Source organism: Candidatus Leptofilum sp. (assembly GCF_965223285.1).
Lineage (GTDB): Bacteria > Chloroflexota > Anaerolineae > Promineifilales > Promineifilaceae > Leptofilum.
The window spans coordinates 251668-271236 of sequence record NZ_OZ244997.1; the positions used below are offsets into that span (position 1 = coordinate 251668).

Here is a 19569-nt window from a genome sequence, read left to right on the forward strand (position 1 = left end):
ACAACGTCAGGCAATTGGGTTACAATTGCACAGAAACGTATCGGTAAGAAAAAGTTGTAGGAGCGTACTGTATGCCTTTTGCCTGGATGGTAAATGCGGTGTGGGTGGCCGTTACGGCCGTTGCCATCGTCACCCTCTTTTCCAGATTACTCAAAACAAAGCTGCCTCTTGGTCTGATCGGTTCCGCAATCCTGACTGTTGTGCTGGGTCAGGGTCTTATCTTTTGGTTTAGCAACCCCAGCGTACCCATTCTAAGCACGGTTCAGCGGAACATATGGCTGGCTCTGGCCTTCTTCCTGGCCCTTAGCACCACGCTGCGCGCCATTAAATGGCTGGTGTTGGAAATTCTCGTCTATCGTCGCAGCATCAAAATCCCCCCGTTTTTGCTCGATATTTCTGAATGGTTTGTGTTGCTGCTGGTGGTACTCCTCACCATTCGTTTGGTGTTTGGTGTAGAGCTAACCGGCTTACTCGTTACCTCTACCGTCGCCTCCGCCATCATCGGTTTGGCCCTGCAAGATACGCTCGGCAACCTCATTTCTGGCATTTCGCTGCAAATAGAAGCCCCCTTTGCCGTGGATGATTGGGTAGAGATTGACGGTATTGAGGGCATTATTGTGCGCCAAAATTGGCGTACCCTCACCTTGCTCACCCGCGAAGACCACCGCGTGATGCTTACAAACAGCACCGTCGCCCAAAGCAAAATTATCAACTATTCCCGCCCAACTAATCGGCAAATTCAAACGGTTTATCTCACGCTCAGTGAATCCTACTCCCCCAATTTGGTAAAAAACACGCTCATTGCGTCAGTCCAAAGGCTAGATGATGTGAAGCTGCACCCTCGGCTGCGCTCGCATGTGGTTTCTATGCAGGATGGCTGTGTCACTTATGGTCTAAGCTACTGGCTAGACGATTACAGCGACAAAATTGTAGCCCGCGACAAAGTGCTGACACGCGCTTGGTTCAATCTGCACCGGGCTGGCATTCACATTCCAGACCCCACAGGTAATTTTACGCTGAATATGATCCCGGCTGATGCTGTGGAACAGAACCGTCTGGCAGAGCAACGTCATATGTTTTCGGTCATGCGCTCGCTCGACTGGCTGAATATGCTGAATGAAACGCAACTAAAACAGTTGGCCGACCACTCAGCCGTTGCCAGCTACACTGGCGGCGAACAGCTTGTGAAGCAGGGGGACCCTGGCGATTCGCTTTTCATCATTACCAGAGGAGCTGTTTCGGTGTATGTGCGCTCGGCAGACGGCCGTTCCGTTTATGCCAACCAGCTTAACAAGGGAGACTTCTTCGGCGAGATGAGCCTGCTCACAGGCGAAGCCCGCTCCGCCTCCATTCGCGCCAACGAAGAAACCGAGGTCATCATCATTGACAAGGAAGCGTTTACCAACGTACTCACCCAAGACCCTTCAATTCTGGAACGCTTCGTCACTGCTTTGGAACGTCGTCAGGAAGGGTTGAGCCAGAGTTTGCAGCAAGATTCTGCCATGCGCCGCCGTGAAATGGAAAACGGCCGAGATGCCTTCATCCAACGTATCCGCCGCTACCTGCGCGTACCTTAATTTTTGCCACATAGCGGACAGAGATTTATGAGATTTATTCTCTTCCCCCTCTGTGCTCTCTGTGGCAATTTTTTGGGTAGCAGACACGGTAAATCCTGCTAAAATCGGGGGGCACAATACATACGGCCGTTCTCCCCAAGAACACGCCACCGACCCTTCACATTCATCTATTCCCAAACCGACACATTTCAACCCTTTTTCAGAGGAGTGTTTCATGTCAGACGACTTCATTTTTCACGGTTCCCTCAGTGAACTAGACCCGGACCTTTCCCAACTGCTACAAAGAGAAGATGACCGCCAGGACAGCACCATTATCCTGATTGCCTCAGAAAGTGCTTCACCAGAAGCTGTACGCGAAGCAATGAGCGGCAACTTTGCCAACATTTACGCCGAGGGGTACCCGCGTGAAGCCAGCCGCCGCCAAACAGAAGAGGAAATCTTCGATATGGACATGGAGTTGGCTTACTACCGCCGCTACTCCGACCCACGTTACTACAAAGGTGTGGAATACGCCGACGTATTAGAAGCTCTTACGCGCCGCCGTGCTGCCGAACTGTTTGCCGCCAATGGCGTAACGGCCGATCAGCTATACGTAAACGTGCAGCCACTCAGCGGCGCACCTGCCAACAGTGCCGTTTACACCGCCCTGCTTAATCCAGGCGACACTATTTTTGGCCTGAATCTGAACGATGGCGGGCATTTGTCGCACGGCACGCGCATCAACCGCTCTGGTAAGCATTACAACGGGGTTGCCTACTTTGTGGACGAGCAAACTGAATTGCTCGATTACGACGACATCGAGCGACGCGCCATTGAGGCGCAGCCCCAAATTATCGTTGCAGGCTACTCCGCCTACCCGCGCATTATTGATTGGCAGCGGTTCCGCGACATTGCGGACAAAGTTAGCGCGTATTTGCTAGCCGATGTCTCCCATATTTCTGGCCTGGTTGCTGCTGGCGTGCATCCCAGCCCCATCGGCATTGCCGACGTAATGATGACCACCACCCACAAAAGTCTGTGCGGGCCACGTGGGGCCATGCTCATCACCCATCGCCGCGATTTGTACCGCAAGATCGACCGGGCAGTTTTCCCTGGCGAACAGGGTGGCCCCCACCTAAATACGATGGCAGCCCTGGCCATTGCCCTGAAGTTAGCGAACACAGACCAATTCCGCGCTTTGCAACAGCGCATCGTGGATAACGCCCGCCGTTTGGCCACCAAGTTAGAAGAGCACGGCTTACGCACCGTCAGCGGCGGCTCAGACAATCATTTGCTGCTGGTAGATACCAAAAGCGTGACGCACAACGGCGTGCATCTGTCTGGCGATATGGCGGCGCGGGTGCTGGATGCGGTGGGCATTGTGCTAAATCGCAACACCATTCCTGGGGATGTGGGTGCCCTAAACCCTACGGGCTTGCGCATTGGCACCGTCTGGATCAGCCAACTGGGCTTTGGCGATACCGAGGTGGATTTGTTAGCCGAGGCAATTGCCACGGCGCTAAAAGGATGCCAACCCTTTACCTACACAGGGTTGGGTGGGAAGGAGCAGTTACGTACCAAAGTTGATTTTGCTGCTTTGCGTCGCGCCCGTGAAATTGTGCGGCAGTTGCGAAATGTGCCAGAACCTACGGCCGTTTCCCACACCCTCCAAATTCGCGGTCCAGAAGCAACAGAGTTTGTTAACTATGCCTTTACCAGCGATGTGCTGGCACTGAAAGATGGCGAAACGCAGCCGTCCAGGCTGGGCATTGCCCAAGCCATCGCCACCGTCAAACGCATCAACAGCACAAAATACCAGGTGCGTTATGCCAATGCGGCTACTGCCCTCCGGGCTAAAGAATGGCTTGCTGATTTGTCAGATGGGTATGTGGGCTTTGGCGACTTGTACGCCAAGCTGCCAGGGCCGGTGGTAGTCACTGCCGTCGAGCCAGAGGAAGCGTTGCCGGAGCCAACGGAAGTGAAAACGGCCGTTGCCATTACCAAACCGTTCTTCGTTGGCAGCGATGCCTACAGTGCAGAAGATACCCTCCCTGAATTTAGCTGGACAGAATCGGAAGAAGCACCGATGAAGCGCACCGCCCTCTACGACGCCCATGTGGCTCTCGGTGGGCGGATGGTGCCTTTCGGTGGCTACGAAATGCCAGTGCGTTATGAAACATCTGTGGTGGATGAGCATATGGCCGTGCGCGAAGCAGCAGGCTTGTTCGACGCCACCCACATGGGCGTGTTTGATGCTCAGGGTGAGCATGTGGTCGAGTTTCTCAATACGGTGCTCACCAACGACGTTTCTTCGCTCAGAGTGGGGCAATCCCACTACACCTACCTGCTGCTGCCGGATGGCTCCGTCATTGACGATCTGCTCGTCTACCGTCTGGAAACCAACCGGTTCATGCTGGTGGTCAACGCCTCCAATAACGACAAGGATTGGGCGTGGCTCAATGCGGTGAACAATGGTGAGGTGATGCTTGACGCGGAACGGCCGTATGCCAAAATCCAGCATCCCGTGCAGCTACGTGACCTGCGCGACCCGCAATACGGTGACGACTGCCGGGTGGACATGCCACTGCAGGGGCCAAAGGCCACCGAGATTTTGCTGGCACTGTGTGACGATCCCGATCTTGCAAAGCGGATCAAAGGCTTGCCTTGGGCAGGGCTTACGCAAGGCAACGTTGGCGGCTTCGATTTAATCATCTCCCGCACAGGGTACACGGGCGAGCGCGTGGCGTATGAACTATTTATCCACCCAGACAAAGCACCCGACCTGTGGACAGCCCTCTTAAAAGTGGGTGAACCGATGGGATTAAAGGCATGTGGTCTCGCTGCTCGCGACAGCACCCGCACCGAAGCAGGCCTACCGCTCTACGGTCATGAACTGGCCGGGGATATGAACCTGAATCCCGGCGACGCTGGTTTTGGCAGCTACGCCAAGCTGTGGAAGCCGTTCTTCGTTGGGCGTACCGCCTTCATTGCCCGTGAAGAAAAGCGTGACCGGGTTGTGGTGCGCTTCCGCATGGACGAGAAGGGCGTGCGCCGTCCCGATGGTGGCGATCCGGTGTTGGACAAGCGAGGCAAGGTGGTCGGCACAGTCACAAGCTGCGCCATCGACAGTGAAGGCTACTTGCTGGGGCAAGCGGTACTGCCGCTGAGCATGAGTCAGGAAGGTACGGCCGTATCCATCTACCAGCTTGGTGGGGGCAAACGGGCCATCCGCGTGCCAGACAGCGTAAAACCGGGTGCGCGACTACCCATGCCCGATGGCGCGACGGTGCTGTCTCGCTTCCCATCGCGCAAGAAAAAGTGACAATCATCCAGGACTGGCAGTCCTATAACCATCTCAATGATCAAAAAGCGTTCAAGGACTGCCAATCCTAATTTCAAAATCGGAATTCAGTTGACATGCCGCTGCCTAACGTGTAGGATTGCGGGTCATTGGTAGACGTAGAATCGGGAAGTTTTACACTACCAAACCCAAATTCGCTTAAGGAGTTCCACATGCGCCGTGAGGTTCTTACGTGGTCCGACGTAGACAAACTAATTGATTATCTAGTGCCGCAAATTCAGGGGCGCTATGATTCTATGCTCATCATTACGCGTGGGGGCATCGTGCCGGGCGGCATGTTGGCCGAAGCGTTGAACATTACGTACATTTTGACTGCCTCTGTTCGGTTTCCGGCAGATTTTCCTGGCCTGCAAACGCCTGGCCAAGAAAAGTTTGCCATCCCGGAATTTATCCAGTTCCCGGCCGACAGCCTGCTGGCTGGCCGTCGCATCCTGGTGGTAGATGACGTGTGGACGAAAGGACGAAACTCTGTTACGGTGGCCAACCGCATCGACGCGGCTGGGGGCACGCCCGACACCTGCGTGCTGCATTACAAGCCCGCCTCATCACTGTACCCCGGCTACACGCCCACGTACTATGCGGCCGTTTCCGACGCGTACATCATTTACCCGTGGGAACTGGATCGAGGGCCAGAAGTTTTGGGCATGTGGAACTGATTCCGGTAAGCGGTAAGCGGTGATCCGTTATTCTGTAAACGGTTTTTCTGGATACCGACCACTGATTGCTGCTTGCCAAACTTGCCCTTCCCCAACAGATTTGTTACGATCCCACCATTGGTGATTAAAAATTTGTGTGCATGCGACCGGTGATCATTGGGTCCCTGGCGGCGAAAGCTGTCGAACCGCGTCAGGTCCGGAAGGAAGCAGCGCTAAGGCATCACTTTCGGGTGCCCAGGACCACCTGGTGGTCATCGGCCTCATGCACATAAAATGGAGACTAGAGATTGGAGATTCAAACCAGATGCGCTCCAATCTCTTTTTTTATGATGGGTACTTTTTTGACGGGCGGAAAACGATTCCTTTTGGGGCTCATTTTTTTGTTGGCGTTGAGCGGTGTGATTGCCGCCGGGTACGCTGCCGCTCAAGAATCCTTCACTATCTACATTGATGACGAGCAACCGCTGACGGTAACGGGCCGTTATGCTACCGTTGGCGAGATTGTAGCTGCCGCCAACCTCGAAATCCGCCCCGAAGATTTAGTGTTGCCAGAATTAGACGACACGGCCGTTTCCCAAACCAGCATCCAAATTATCCGTGCCAAACCTGTGACCGTGCGTTCAGAGGCAGGCACACAAACGTACTGGACGCGCCAGTCAACCATCGGCGCATTTTTAGCAGAGCATGATTTGCTACCACAGCGCACCGACCAGCTTGTCGCCGATGAGCAACCTGTCTCCTTCGCCATGCTGGATCAGACGCCCCTGCCCCAAACGCTGGAAATCGGCCGTTTTGTCACCATCACCATTTTAGACAGCAGCGAACAGCAAATTGTGCGAACCGCTACGCAAACGGTGGGTGAGGCCTTGGCCGAAGCGGGCATTGAAGTCTACGGCAGTGACGGCGTGAAGCCGACGCTGGGCACATGGCTGCAACCAAACATGACAATCCGGGTGCAGCGTTCTGTGCCGCTTACTATTTCGGTAGACGGCCGTATCATCCAAATTCGCAGCCACCATAGCAACGTGCTGGACGTATTGGCGGAGGCAGGCATCGGGCTGGTGGGGTTCGATTACACTATCCCCGGCCCTGACACGCCGCTAAAGGCCAACGACACCATTCAGGTGGTGCGCGTAACCGAAGATTTTCGTCTGGTCGATGAACCGATTCCGTACCAAACCCTGTGGCAAGCGTCTGATCAGCTCGATTTGGACACAACGGCCGTTGTGAGCGTGGGCCAGCCCGGCATTTTGCGGCAGCGGGTGCGGGTGCGGTATGAAAACGGCATCGAGGTCAGCCAAACAGTTGATGGTGAATGGGTCGCCCAGCAACCAGTGAATCAGGTCATTGGCTACGGCACCAAGATCACCGTCCGCACCGTAAATACGCCACAAGGCCCGCTGGAATATTGGCGGGTGGTGCGAATGCGCGTTACGTCTTACACAGCGGCCAGTTCTGGCAAGCCGCCGGACCATCCGCAGTACGGCATCACTGCTAGCGGCCTACCGGCTGGCACCGGCATTGTGGCGATTGATCGCAACGTCGTGCCCTTTCGCTCTGAGGTGTATGTGCCTGGCTACGGCGTGGGCTTTGCTGGAGACACGGGCGGTGGCGTGCGCGGCCGTTGGATCGATCTGGGCTATGATGAAGATGAATACAAAAGTTGGTCCGGCTTTGTGGATGTGTATTACCTCACGCCCGTTCCTGCGCCAGAAGATATAAACTATTTGCTACCAGCCAACCTGCCTTAGGAAGTGGAAAAGATTTCAGAAGTCTTCGAGGCAATTTGCTTATTATCAGAAAGAAACAAGACTTTTGAAATCTACGCTTCGTAACATGAGTTACCCAATTACCCACCATGCACCCAAGACAGCTCCTCACCCAATACCAAATCGAACCGAAAAAGAGCCTGGGGCAAAATTTTTTGTTCGATGAGAACGTACTGGCCCACATTGTGGAAGCAGCAGAGCTGCAACCCTTTGAGCCTGTGCTGGAAATTGGGCCAGGGCTGGGCAGCCTAACGCGGCTTTTGGCGCAAACGGCTGCTTCCGTCACGGCCGTTGAGCTAGATCAACGCTTCCTCCCCATCCTGCAAACCGAGCTAGCTTACTTTGACAATGTCCGCGTGATTCATGGCGACATTTTAGAGCAAAATCTGGATGCCTTGTTTGACCAGCCGTACAAAGTCGTGGCCAATGTCCCTTACTACATCACCGGAGCCATTTTGCGCCATCTGCTTTCCGCCAAGCAAAAACCAACAACGGTGGTCATGACCGTGCAAAAAGAGGTGGCCGAGCGAGTAACGGCCGTTCCCCCAAAAATGAGCCTGCTGGCCGTCAGCACCCAGCTGTACGCCACGCCCGAACTAATCACCACCATCAAAGCGGGGGCATTTTGGCCGCGCCCTGATGTCGATTCGGCCGTCCTGCGACTGACACTTTTCCCAGAACCGCCGCTCCCCTTCGCCGAGGAAAAGAGATTCTTTACAATTGTGAAAGCAGGATTCAGCCAAAAACGGAAGCAGCTAAAAAACAATCTGCGCCAATTGGGGTATAATCAGGACGAAGTTACGGCCGTATTACAGGCTGCTCACGTAGACGGCCGTCGGCGTGCCGAAACGTTAACCCTAACCGAATGGCTTGCCATTTACCAACACCTGTGATTTATGACGCAACTTTCCAACAAACTGACCAACTTCATCCAGCAAATGCCCAAGGCGGAGATTCATATCCACCTGGAAGGCTCTATCCAACCCAAAACCGTCCTGGAGCTAGCCAAAAGACACGGCAAAGTGGATACCCTGCCCAGCAATACTGAAGAAGGGCTGCGCCGCTGGTTCACTTTCATCGACTTCCCCCACTTTGTAGAAATTTACCTTACCATCCAGGATTTAATCCGCACGGCCGATGATTTTGCCCTGATTGTGTATGAAAACGGGGCCGACATGGCCGCGCAAAACATCCGCTACCGCGAACTCACCGTTACTCCCTATACCCATATAGATTACCAAGACAAAGGGTTAAATTTTGCGGAACTTTACCGGGGGCTGGAAAACGGCCGTAACCAAGCCAAAGAAGCATTTGGCGTCGAGATGCGCTGGGTATTCGACATCGCGCGCAACTTCACCGACAATGAAGACGGCAGCTATGACCCCACCCCCGCCGAAAAAACTCTGGCATATGCGCTCGAAGGCAAGAAAAGCGGCGGTGTTGTTGGCTTTGGCTTAGGTGGTTACGAAGTTGGCTACCCACCAGAACGATTTGCCCATGCATTTGAAAAAGCAAAGGGGGCTGGATTGCTCAGCGTGCCCCACGCAGGAGAAACAGTTGGCCCAGAGAGCATCTGGGGCAGCCTAAGAGTATTACAAGCTGACCGCATCGGCCACGGCGTGCGCGCCATCGAAGACCCTGGTCTGCTTGCGACCCTCAAGGTGCAGCAGATCCCGTTGGAAATTAATATCACTAGCAACATTTGCCTCAACGTGTTCCCCAACCTGGCCTCCCACCCCATCCGCCAACTCGATGACCGTGGGCTGTTTGTCACAATCAACAGCGACGACCCCCCGCAATTCAACACCAGTCTAGTAGAAGAATATAACATATTGGCCCGCGAATTTGGCTATGATGCCGCTGGTCTGGCGCGCATCGCGCGCAATGCTTTCGTTGCTGCTGGCGTGGAGACAGAAGTGAAAGAACGTCTGCTGCAAGAGTTTGACACCTGGGTGCGTGAGAATCGCTAAGCCGGTATTCGGTAGACAGTGAGACGGTAAACAGCCTCTTTTTTCTCTGCGTGTCTCTGCACCTCCTCAGTGCAGCTCTGTGTTCCGCTTTTATTTTTTTAGCGCAGACAATAGTCAAATTACTGGTGCAAAATGCGGTTGAAGCGGCGGCTGAGGGGCAAAATCCACAGCAGCTGGTATACAAACCCTACCAACGCTACTGGCCAAATCCCTGGTTCGCCAGCCTCAATCATCCAATACAGCTTGGGTGGCCAATAGGTGGGCAGCAGCCCGAACGCCCACTGCCAATTTCCCTCGATAAAGTAGGCGGCAAACGGCACCACAAAAAAGATGCCTGCACCTTTCATGAGGGCAAAGCCTTGCACTTTGTTGCTAGCAAAAGCGGCCATAAAAATGGCCAATAGCGGAGCCAGCGGCGCGGCAACCAAGCCCAGCAGTAGAAGTTCCCAAAATGTAAAGGCTGTCACTCCTGCCAGCGGCAAGGAGATGACTAGAAGCAACACGGTCAACAGGATGGGCATCCCCAAGCGGTAGGCCACATAGCTGTTCAATGAGAGTGGGGTCACTTGCAGAGCAATCAGGCTACCTTCATCTCGCTCGTCTAGCAGTAAAAAACCGATGACAACGCCGAAAACCGCTGGTGCTCCAATGACCAGATAGCTCATCAGCATCACCACGTAGGGTGACAAATCAAACTGGATGCGCGTTTGCAGCTCAGTTACCAACCAGGGCCAGCCAAAGCGCACCAGCAGGGCCAGCAGCAAAGGGATGAAAACCATCCAGCGCAGCATTTCATCTCGTCCCACATTGCGGACATCAATGGGACCGAGGGCTTTGAATACGGCCGTTCCTTTCATAACAATTCCTCCAGAGAACCAAACACGATCACGCCTGCTGCAAAATGATGAACCGATAAAAAATGCGTTGGCTCACCTTGAACAGCAAGCCAATCCACAGAGCGGCATACACCACGCCGTACACGATTTGCCAGGTGGCAATGGGCTGGAAGGCACCTTTGAGCAGCAGCAGCGTGGCTTGCACTGGATGCAAATACAGCAGCGGCGAACTCCACAGCCCCAAATAATCCAGCAGCGGCAGCGTCAAGGTCATGGTGATGAGTACCGACGGCATGAGGAAGCGGTTGATGCTGTCGTAGCGAGCCACGGCAATGAAGCCAAACAGCACATTGAAGCCCGCCATCAGCCCCAAACCCAGCAGGAGCAGCAGGAGATTATAGTTGAGGCCGTAAACGGCCGTTACAATCGCCACATTCTCCACCAATGTGAGCAACGTCAGGCTGATCACTTTGGCTGCCAGGTATTCGCTTTGCCGCAGCGGGGAGACGATAAGCCCTTCCAGCACGCCGTCCCCTTTTTCCAGCAAAACCAGCCCAGCCATGAAATAAAAGGTGCCGATGGTCATGTTGCCCAACACGAAAATGGGCAATATGGTGGGCAGCTCGGTGCGGGGGAATTGCCACAGCACAATCGTCATGATGATGGCAATGAAGGCCGCTGCATAGTAAAAGCCCTGCCGGAACTGCAAGCGCATCTCCCAGCGTACGGCCGTTTGCAATCGTGTCATGCCAACTGCCTCCCGGTGACCTCGATGAAAATCTCTTCGAGCGTCGCCTCCTGCGTATGCATTGTTTTGATGCTACCCTCACGGAGCAACTGCTGGAAACGGCCGTCATCCGCTAATCCGGCCAGGGCAAACTCCGCTTGGGCCACATGCCCATTTTGCTGAAAGCCAACCTGCACGTGCGGACGGCCGTACTGTAAGCGCAGCGCATCCGGTGCGTCGATCAACTTGATTTCGCCATCTACAATAAACGCCACGCGGTCGCACAGTTCCGAGGCTACATTCATATCGTGGGTGGTTAGGAAAATTGTCGTGCCAGCCGCCTGTTGCTGCCGGATTAGCTCCTTGATGCGCCGCGCATTTACCGGGTCCAGCCCCGCCGTTGGCTCATCCAAAAAGAGCAGTTGCGGCTTGTGCAGCAACGCCCGGGCCACGCTCAGACGATTTTTCATCCCCTTGGAGTATTGCCCAACTGGCAAATCGCCATCATTTTCCAGGCCTACCAACCCTAAAAGCTCTGCTGGCGGGCGCGTTGCCGTTGCATACAGCGCGGCGTAGTAGGTCAGGTTTTCGATGGCGGTGAGCTTCAGGTAATGGTTGGGCAGCTCAAAGGAGACGCCGATCTGTTCGTAATAATCGGAACCCCAACGGGTCAACGGCCGTTCCAACACCGTCACCTCCCCCGTAAACCCGCGCAGCAGCCCGTTCAGAATCTTTTGAGTGGTGGATTTGCCCGCCCCGCTCGGCCCCAGGAAGCCAAAGATTTCTCCTTTGGCCACGTGGAAGTTGAGGTTGCGTACGGCCGTTTTTTGGCTGCCAGTGTAGGTAAAACTCAAGTTGGCTACACGAATCATGCTCTGTTTCCTTTTTTTGCCACGGATTGCGCGGATTAAAAGGATTAAAAAAAAATCCACGATAATCCGCGTAATCCGCGGCTAATTTTCTTGACGTTCCACGGCAATGAGCGTCGCGCCCAGGTCGCGTAGGCGGTTGAGGAAGCCGTAGAGGGCACTTTGGTCAGGCAGAACGGTCGTAATCACTGTTTCGTTATTGACATAACAGATAGATACGGCTGCATACCGCACCAATCTCGCCCCGTCCAATCGCCCCTGTACCCGAATTTGGTACCTTGCAGCCTCGGTGTCAATCACAATTACTGCTCCAGCTTTTGCACGATGGCTACCGCCTGAGCGATACCGTCCTCTGCCTGAATTTTGCGGCCCAGGTCAGCGGCACGCTGGCGCATTGGTTGGTCGGTAACGGCCGTTTCAATTGCCGCCGCCAGCCGATCGACCGTGAGCTGTTTGCGCGGGATGGGCTGCGGCCCCACGCCCAGTTGGGCTACCCGGTTGCCCCAAAATGGCTGGTCAGCAAAGAAGGGGATGATGATGGACGGTACAGCCGCTCGCAAGCCAGCGGCCGTTGTGCCTGCCCCGCCATGATGCACCACCGCCGCCATCCGCGGAAAGAGCCAGGCGTGTGGCGCGGCCTCCAGCATGAAGATGGTTTCAGGCAAATCGGTTGCCTGCAAGCCACCCCAGCCAGACATGAGCACGGCCCGCTGCCCAGTTTTGGCCAGGGCGGCAGTGACGAGAGCGGCCGTTTCTTCCGGTTTGCGATTGGTCATGCTGCCAAAGCCGACGTAAACGGGGGGCGGGCCATCTGCCAAAAAATCAACCAAAGCGGGCGGCGGCGTCCACCTTTCTTCAGCTTCTAAAAACCAGTAGCCAGTTACCTGGGCTTCAGGGGGCCAATCGGCTGGCGGGGCAATTACTGCCGGACTGAAGCCATACAAAATTGGCAGCCCGCGACTCTGTTTGGCGTGAAACGGCCCAAAGAATGGGGCATTCGCCACGCCCAACTGCTGTTGCCGCGCCAAATTGTCTGCTTTGCGCGAGCCTTGCCACATAATTTGCCGGGTAACGTGGTGGGACAATCGGTTTAACCAGCTGGGCACCGGGCGCGGCAGCAAAGCCCCAGCAAAAGCACTGGTCGGGGTAAAGGGCACATAGTACGCTTGCACCACAGGCAGATTCAGCTTCTCTGCCAGTGACAGCCCCATGAAGAATCCACCCAAGCCGGCAATGATCAAATCGGCCCCTTCACAGGCAACCAAACCATCCTCGGCCCATTCCAGCGCGGCTTTTTGGGCCGCTTTGGCGGTGTAGGCATTAATTGCCAAAAAGTTGCCTTTTTCCAGCAGTGCCTGCATTTCATCACTTTCGGCAACTGCCTGCACGTTGCCCCGCGCAATCCAAAATTCCAGGCCGTGGGCGGTAACTAATGGCTCAAAGGCATCATGGGTCATGAGGCGCACTTCGTGGCCTGCGGCAAGCAAGCCCTTGCCCAATGCCACGTAAGGCTGCACGTCTCCCCGGCTGCCCAATGCTATGATGACAATTCGCATAAATTGCTCCAGATTGAAATAATGATGAGGAAATGATACGGCCGTTCACCTACGGCCGTCATTGAACGAAAGGTGAATTGTGGGGGTTGATTCGGAGAAATAGGACACGGATGACACGGATTATTAAACCAGGAAGTCAGCTGCTGGCTTCAGGGACGCGGGAAAATTCGTACAGTTCGGCAAAGATGTTGCCGTCGAAGGTGATTGTCAAATCCATCTTGTCGGCAAAAAAGGCAACGGTGGCCGAACCGCTGAACTCGTCGTAACCGGACAGGATAACCGACGTATCCTCCACAAACAGGTAACGCATCTCAATGATTTCACCAGTTTCAACGTCTTCAATCAGCAAACGGCCGTCTGCCTGAAAATCGAAAATCTTGTGGCCGAAACGGCCGTCATTCACTTCCCACCGGCCCACAATGTAGGCAGATTCTTCTGACGCAACGCCCGCTTCCGGCTGCGTCAGGTCTGGTGCTTCAGCAGATGCTCCGCAACCGATTGCTAAAAACATGAACACAACCACGACCCAAATCAAGTTAACGCCAAACAATTTTCTCATCAAAATCCTCAAGCATGTGGCCGCGAAATTTACGACCAAAAATTTACAGAAGTTTAAGCTGCCGTGCCTGCGCCACTGCTTCGGTACGACGGGCGACACCCAGCTTGCCGTACACGTTGTTGAGATGCTTCTTCACCGTGCCGACCGTTACAAACAGCTGCTCGGCAATTTCTCGATTGGAACGGCCGTCTGCCACCAGCCGCAACACCTCCAACTCCCGTGCACTCAACGGCTCCAGCAGAGGCTGGGTTAGTGCGCCTTGCCCAAACTCTGCCAGCACGGCAGCAACAAACGCCGGAGCCACCTCACGCACCCCTGGCAGCAGCGTGGCGATGCGTTCTCCTTCATCTAAAAACAGCCGACGGTAATTTTCTGGAGCTGCCAGGCGAACGGCCGCTGCCAGAGCCATTTTTGACTGCTCTTTTTGCCCCAGTTGATGATGCGCCTGCGCTTGCAGCAAGGCTCCATTCATCTGCACCAGCTTTCGCCCGGTTCGGCGCACCCGTTGGGCAAGCTGCACCAAAAATTCTAATGCTGCCGATGGCAAATTTTGCGCCAGCCGCAGCCGCGCCAGCACCAGCAAATCCAGCTCCTGCTGGTAAACAGTAACTTTGTTGAGGGTATCAACGGCCGTTTCTGCCCATCGTTCCACGGGTTCAACCTCCCCCTGCCGCAACAGCAACTCCGCCTCAACAGCTGCCAGCAGCGGCGTGTAAGCATCAAAACGAGCCTGGCGCAAACGCGCCTGAACGGCCGTAAGCATCCCGCGCGCTTCAGCCGCTGCCCCCTGTGCTTGCCGCAGTCGGGCCAGGGCTAGCTGTGCTGAAATATCGGCCCCCAGCAGTGCCAGCGACTCGATGAACGTCATGCCCTGCTGAATGAGCTGCTCCGCTTCAGCCAATTCATTTGCCTGATAAACCAGCTCCCCTAGCGTTATCAAGGCCAGCCCCATCATTGGCGGCGGCGATTGGCTGGCCTGCAACTCGGCAATGAGGTCACGGCATAGCTTTTCCGCTTCGCGCCGTTGGGCCTGCGCGTTCAACGCCTGCGCTAAATTCACCGTGGCCCCCACCGTCATAAATGGATCCTCGCTGGCACGACCAGCCGCCACCGCTTGCCGCAGCGTATCTACCGAGTCGGCCACATTCCCCTGTGTATTTTGGGCTTCGGCCAGGATGAGCAGCACCATGTTGCGAAAAAATTGCTCGGAGGTATCCAGTTGATTCAGCACGGCTTGTACCTGAACAACGGCCGTTTCGCTGGCAGTTTGGGTCAAAGTCAGGCAGGCTTGCAGCGACAGCAAGCGGGGCAAAGCATCTCCACCGGCCTGGGCAGCAAGCGAGGCGTAGCGACCCGCTTCGTCCCCCTGCCCCATCAGCCAATGCAGCCAGCCCGCGTTAGCCGCCAGTTCCGCATCCGCTGCCACCAGAGCAGTAGGCAGCGCAGCAAGCCAGGTGTGCAGCGTGGCCAGTTCACCCTGGTTCAACGCCGCTGGTGCCGCCTGCTTGATCAGTTTCGCCGCCAAATCAAAGTCGCCAGCGGCCAGAGCGTAGCCAATGGCTTCTGGCAACAGCTTTTGGTCGGCCAGCCACTGTGCCGCCCGGATTTGCACGGCCGTTTGCCGGGTGGGTTCCAGTTCGGTGCGGAGCAGATCGGCAAAGAGGCGGTGGTAGCGGTACCAGTGGCGACGGCCGTCTAGCGGCACCAAAAAGAGGTTGGCCTGTTCAAGCTGGCGCAGCAGCTTTGCACTGTCGTCTCGTCCGGTCACGGCGGCAGCCAGCTCCGGGGTGAAACGGTTTAGCACGGCCGTTTCTTGCAAAAAGGTGCGGCGATCGTCTGACTGCTGCTGGAGGACTTCCGCGAGTAAATAATCCAGCACGTACCGATTGCTGCCGCCAAAATCAGCCAATCGTGCCGCCAAGGCCGCTTCCTGGCTGGCAACGTTGGCCAGAGCCAGTGCCGCCAACTGCAAGCCCGCCGCCCATCCTTCGGTGCGCCGGGTCAGGGTGGCAACGGCCGTTTCTGGCAATTCCACCTGCATGGTTTGGCGCAAAAATGCGGCCGTTTCGTCGGCAGAAAATTGCAGATCACGCTGACGCAGCTCCACCAGTTCCCCCCGCGCCCGCAGGCGGGGCAGCGGCAGCGGCGGGTCTTCGCGGCTGGTAAGCAACAGGTGGGCATTGGGGGGTAAATGGTCTACAAAAAGGGCAACGGCCGTTTGCACCAAATCGTTCTCAATCAGATGAAAATCATCCAGCACTAGCAGCAGCGACTGATCAAAAGCAGCAATTTGGTTGAGCAGCTGCGTCACCAGCGGCTGGAGCGTGGCGAGCGGCGTGGGCAAGCTGGCTAGCAAGCCTTCGCCCAGCGCGGGCGCAATTTGCTGCACTGCCGCTAGCCAATACGCCGCAAAACGTGCCGGATCATTGTCCGCCTCATCCAGCGACAGCCAGGCCACGCTTTCTGGTGGCAGTTCGGCGGGTAGCTGGGTGAGCCATTCCACCGCCAGCGACGTTTTGCCAAAGCCAGCCGGGGCAGATATGAGGGTGAGGGGTCTGAGGAAATGGCCGTCACCCCAGAGCCGGTCGTTACATTTTTTTACTAACTGGGGGCGCAGTACGCGAAACGGCCGTAGCGGCGGCATAAACAGCTTCGTTTGCAGTAAAGACCCGGTTTCAGACATGGAGGCAATTATAGGCAGGACCGCCACGTTTGGCACAATGCCCCATTTTTCAGATAATCACACAACTTGCTCAGGAGCCAAAGGAGAGTGGCATGAAGATTAAATTGCATCGTCCCCGACGCGCTGTCTGGAACGTGACCGTTGTCTTATTTTTACTGAGTTTAGCTGGTTTTTTCCTAAACGTGCCAATCCTAGATAATTTAGCCTACTATTTGATGCTTTTGGCCGCCAGCCTGCTCATTTTGGGAACCTGGGTCATCTAATGAGCAAACATCTTGTTATCGTGGCGGGCAACATTGGGGCAGGCAAAACTTCACTCACCGAACGCATCGGCGACCGGCTTGGCTGGCGCACCGCCTACGAATCTGTCATCGACAATCCCTATTTGGCCGATTTTTATGCCGATATGCGCCAATGGTCCTTCCATTTGCAGGTTTTTTACATCGGCCACCGCGCCGAGCAATATTTGCAGCTGGCCCGCAGCCCAGAATCTGCCATTGCCGACCGCAGTATCTACGAAGATGCCTACATTTTTGCCCGCGCCCTGCACCATATGGGCAACTTGAGCGAGCGCGATTATCACGCTTACCGTCGCGCCTTTGATCTGGTGGTCGATGGCCTACCCAAACCGGATTTGCTGCTTTATTTGAAGGCACCCGTGCCCGTTCTGCTCGATCGCATTCAGCAGCGTGGCCGCGCGATGGAAAGCGGCATCGCCGCCGACTATTTGGCTCTGCTAGATACATTCTACGACGACTGGCTGCGCTCGTTTGATGTTTGCCCGGTGCTGGTCATTCCCAGTCAGGATTTAGACTTTGTCAACAAACCACAGCATCTAGACATTGTGGTGCAACGTATTCAAGATAAGCTCTCTGGTCAAGAAAAGGTCGTCTTCCCGGATTAACTCCTTTTGTCATTACTTCAGCAAGCTCAGCACAAGTTTAACGCAGCGAAAAATCCCGTTCAACTTTGCTGGCACAGCACGTTGGCTTTTGTAACTCAGTCGGGATGCTTCACTTCGTTCAGCATGACAAGTGTAAATAACTGCGCTTTCTGAGTGCTCAAAATAAGGAAGGAATGCTACAAAACGATAAGGTGCGCCTGCGGGCAATTGGGCGGGAGGATTTACCTGCATTGGCCCGTTTCAACAATGATTTAGAGGTCGAGCTAGCTGGTAGCGGCGATCCGCCCTGGCCACAAGCCTTGGCGCGGCTCACGGCCGAATATGAAGCCAAGTGGAGCCAGGGCGGCCGTGATGGCAACACGGGGAGCGTGGAGTTTGCCATTGAGGGCAACGGGCAGTTCATCGGCATTTGTGCGCTGTTCAATGTGGACCAGACCGCCCGCACTTGTGAGTTGGGCATCACCATTGGGGACAAGACGGCGTGGGGGCAAGGATACGGCCGTTCCGCCATCAGCCTCTTGCTGGAATATGCCTTTGTGTACCACAACATTCACAAAGTCACGTTGCAGGTAAACGGCCGTAACCAGCGAGCCATCCGTGCGTACCACGCCTGCGGGTTTGTAGAAGAAGGGCGACAGCGGGAACAAGTGTGGAGCAACGGCCGTTACGACGATCTGGTACACATGGGCATTTTGCGCCGCGAATGGTCCTCCCAGTCGGTCTAATCCTCCGTTTTACGAATCCCACATACCCATGCTATACTTTTAAGTAAGCAATGTGTCCTTATGTTGGCCAGCAGTGAGCAAGACGAACTGTACTGTGAAAAGTATGATGAACGAGAGAGGTGGGAAACGGCCGTACTCGTTCACCACTATCCGACTCTCCTGTGTCGGTGACCACAGCGGACTATTTTGGAGGTCTAAATGAGCACGGAAATTCGCGGCACAGCCCATTTTATTCAGCAAGAAAATATTCGGCTCCAAAAAGAAAATGAGCGGCTACAGCAAGAAGTGGTGCGCTTGCGCCTCATCCTGCGGAATCTGGGCAATCTTAACCAGATGGCTCTCTCCATCCACCCTGAAACTGATATTCTCATGCTGCTGGATCAAATTTTGCAGGCGGCATTAGACAGCATTCAGGCAGAGGATGGCTCACTGCTGTTGGTTGATGAGGAGACACAAGAGCTTTCTTTTGTGGTAGTACATGGCGCAGTGCGCACCAAGTTGGTGGGGCATCGCATTCCGTTGGGCATGGGCATTGCTGGCTGGGTTGCCCAACACGCTGAATCGGTTGTTGTACCCAATGTACAATCAGACCCGCGCTTCTCCTCCCGCGTTGATCAGGCGTTTCACTTCAAAACGCGTTCGTTGGTCTGCGTACCTATCGTGTTCTCAGGTCGGGTTTTGGGCGTCATTCAAGCCTTGAACAAAAGCAATCGCAAAGAGTTTGTGAATGCTGATCTGCTCATGTTGAACGTGGTGGCACAACTGGCGGCTGCGGCCATCGCTCGCGCTGAAAAGGTGCTGCTCGGCGAAGAGTAAGCAAACCTGCTTGTTTAATCAGCCAACACCTGGCAGCCCACCTCTGAAGGGTGGTCTAACACGATGGCGCGCCTAGGCACGCTGCGCACGGCCCATAAAACGGCCGCATCTCCCCCAGCCGCCAGCAACATCAATGTCGCCCACATCACCAGCAGCGGTTGCTGCAACGCCACCCCTGCAAAACCGGGCAGTATCCCCAAAAAGATGCCAGGCAAAGCAACAGAAATTCGGTAAGCGGCCGTTTGCAATGGATCGCGGCAATGGGCATAAGGAGCCAACCCCTGCCAGCTAAAGCCAAACTTTATGCGCCGCCACGGCACGCCCCCTACGAGCCAAAAGCCAACTGCATGCAGCAGTTCATGCACAACAATGCTCACGACCAGTACCAAAATAAGCGTGCTAATCCCCCCCAACGAGCTATCTAAAAAGGCGGCAAAGGGCCAAACATTCCAAGCCACTTTGTAAGGTAGCCAAAAAAGAATAAAAGCAATTGGCAGCATTAAGAGAGCCATCAAATTGGCCAAATTCATGGGCACGGTGGCATCGTAGGCAATTTTGGTTTCCTGCTTCTCTTCGGGCATC

18 protein-coding genes and 1 other RNA gene are annotated in these 19569 nt (G+C 55.1%); 11 read left to right on the top strand and 8 right to left on the bottom strand.

Features of this window, described 5'->3' with window-relative positions:
- Positions 1-71: 71 nt before the first annotated feature.
- The 7 genes from ACOQPU_RS01600 to add all read left to right on the top strand — a co-directional run bounded on the left by ACOQPU_RS01600 (position 72) and on the right by add (position 9312).
- Complete coding sequence (locus ACOQPU_RS01600) at positions 72-1577, top strand: cyclic nucleotide-binding domain-containing protein (protein WP_420643386.1); 1506 nt, start codon at positions 72-74, stop codon at positions 1575-1577.
- Positions 1578-1791: 214 nt separating this feature from the next.
- On the top strand, positions 1792-4878 hold the full coding sequence (gene gcvT, locus ACOQPU_RS01605; protein WP_420643387.1) for a glycine cleavage system aminomethyltransferase GcvT: 3087 nt from the start codon (positions 1792-1794) through the stop codon (positions 4876-4878).
- A gap of 191 nt (positions 4879-5069) precedes the next feature.
- The gene (locus ACOQPU_RS01610; protein WP_420643388.1) at positions 5070-5573 is read left to right on the top strand and encodes a phosphoribosyltransferase; all 504 of its coding nucleotides are present in this window, start codon (positions 5070-5072) and stop codon (positions 5571-5573) included.
- 154 nt (positions 5574-5727) lie between these two features.
- An RNA gene (gene ffs / locus ACOQPU_RS01615) (signal recognition particle sRNA small type) lies at positions 5728-5826 on the top strand.
- 112 nt (positions 5827-5938) lie between these two features.
- Positions 5939-7324, top strand: coding sequence for a ubiquitin-like domain-containing protein (locus tag ACOQPU_RS01620; RefSeq protein WP_420643389.1), 1386 nt, complete (start codon positions 5939-5941; stop codon positions 7322-7324).
- 107 nt (positions 7325-7431) lie between these two features.
- A complete protein-coding gene (rsmA, locus tag ACOQPU_RS01625) occupies positions 7432-8235 on the top strand; it encodes a 16S rRNA (adenine(1518)-N(6)/adenine(1519)-N(6))-dimethyltransferase RsmA (protein WP_420643390.1) in 804 nt (267 codons plus the stop codon).
- 3 nt (positions 8236-8238) lie between these two features.
- Entirely contained in the window at positions 8239-9312 is a 1074-nt protein-coding gene (gene add / locus ACOQPU_RS01630; RefSeq protein ID WP_420643391.1) for an adenosine deaminase, read from the top strand.
- A gap of 119 nt (positions 9313-9431) precedes the next feature.
- Here add and ACOQPU_RS01635 read toward each other — a convergent pair whose 3' ends face one another.
- The 7 genes from ACOQPU_RS01635 to ACOQPU_RS01665 all read right to left on the bottom strand — a co-directional run bounded on the left by ACOQPU_RS01635 (position 9432) and on the right by ACOQPU_RS01665 (position 16542).
- Positions 9432-10169, bottom strand: coding sequence for a hypothetical protein (locus ACOQPU_RS01635; protein WP_420643392.1), 738 nt, complete (start codon positions 10167-10169; stop codon positions 9432-9434).
- 28 nt (positions 10170-10197) lie between these two features.
- The gene (locus ACOQPU_RS01640) at positions 10198-10896 is read right to left on the bottom strand and encodes an ABC transporter permease (protein ID WP_420643393.1); all 699 of its coding nucleotides are present in this window, start codon (positions 10894-10896) and stop codon (positions 10198-10200) included.
- Positions 10893-11747, bottom strand: coding sequence for an ATP-binding cassette domain-containing protein (locus ACOQPU_RS01645; RefSeq protein WP_420643394.1), 855 nt, complete (start codon positions 11745-11747; stop codon positions 10893-10895). The genes ACOQPU_RS01640 and ACOQPU_RS01645 overlap by 4 nt, the downstream gene beginning before the upstream one ends.
- An 81-nt stretch (positions 11748-11828) precedes the next feature.
- Positions 11829-12044, bottom strand: a complete 216-nt coding sequence (locus tag ACOQPU_RS01650; protein ID WP_420643395.1) for a hypothetical protein — start codon at positions 12042-12044, stop codon at positions 11829-11831.
- 2 nt (positions 12045-12046) lie between these two features.
- On the bottom strand, positions 12047-13300 hold the full coding sequence (locus ACOQPU_RS01655; RefSeq protein WP_420643396.1) for a glycosyltransferase: 1254 nt from the start codon (positions 13298-13300) through the stop codon (positions 12047-12049).
- A gap of 136 nt (positions 13301-13436) precedes the next feature.
- The gene (locus tag ACOQPU_RS01660) at positions 13437-13859 is read right to left on the bottom strand and encodes a hypothetical protein (protein ID WP_420643397.1); all 423 of its coding nucleotides are present in this window, start codon (positions 13857-13859) and stop codon (positions 13437-13439) included.
- Between the two features lie 43 nt (positions 13860-13902).
- Positions 13903-16542 (bottom strand): LuxR C-terminal-related transcriptional regulator, encoded by a 2640-nt coding sequence (locus ACOQPU_RS01665; RefSeq protein WP_420643398.1) that lies wholly within the window; start codon positions 16540-16542, stop codon positions 13903-13905.
- Positions 16543-16634: 92 nt separating this feature from the next.
- Here ACOQPU_RS01665 and ACOQPU_RS01670 point away from each other — a divergent pair, with 92 nt between their 5' ends.
- From ACOQPU_RS01670 to ACOQPU_RS01685, 4 genes are all read left to right on the top strand, one after another.
- On the top strand, positions 16635-16805 hold the full coding sequence (locus ACOQPU_RS01670; protein WP_420643399.1) for a hypothetical protein: 171 nt from the start codon (positions 16635-16637) through the stop codon (positions 16803-16805).
- A complete protein-coding gene (locus ACOQPU_RS01675) occupies positions 16805-17446 on the top strand; it encodes a deoxynucleoside kinase (RefSeq protein WP_420643400.1) in 642 nt (213 codons plus the stop codon). The genes ACOQPU_RS01670 and ACOQPU_RS01675 overlap by 1 nt, the downstream gene beginning before the upstream one ends.
- A gap of 173 nt (positions 17447-17619) precedes the next feature.
- Positions 17620-18171, top strand: a complete 552-nt coding sequence (locus ACOQPU_RS01680; protein ID WP_420643401.1) for a GNAT family N-acetyltransferase — start codon at positions 17620-17622, stop codon at positions 18169-18171.
- A gap of 198 nt (positions 18172-18369) precedes the next feature.
- On the top strand, positions 18370-18987 hold the full coding sequence (locus ACOQPU_RS01685) for a GAF domain-containing protein (protein ID WP_420643402.1): 618 nt from the start codon (positions 18370-18372) through the stop codon (positions 18985-18987).
- A 14-nt stretch (positions 18988-19001) separates the two neighbouring features.
- On the opposite strand, the gene ACOQPU_RS01690 is transcribed toward ACOQPU_RS01685, so the two are convergent.
- Positions 19002-19568 carry a DUF3267 domain-containing protein gene (locus tag ACOQPU_RS01690; protein WP_420643403.1) on the bottom strand — a complete coding sequence of 189 codons (567 nt, stop codon included), beginning with the start codon at positions 19566-19568 and terminating at the stop codon, positions 19002-19004.
- Position 19569 lies beyond the last annotated feature (1 nt).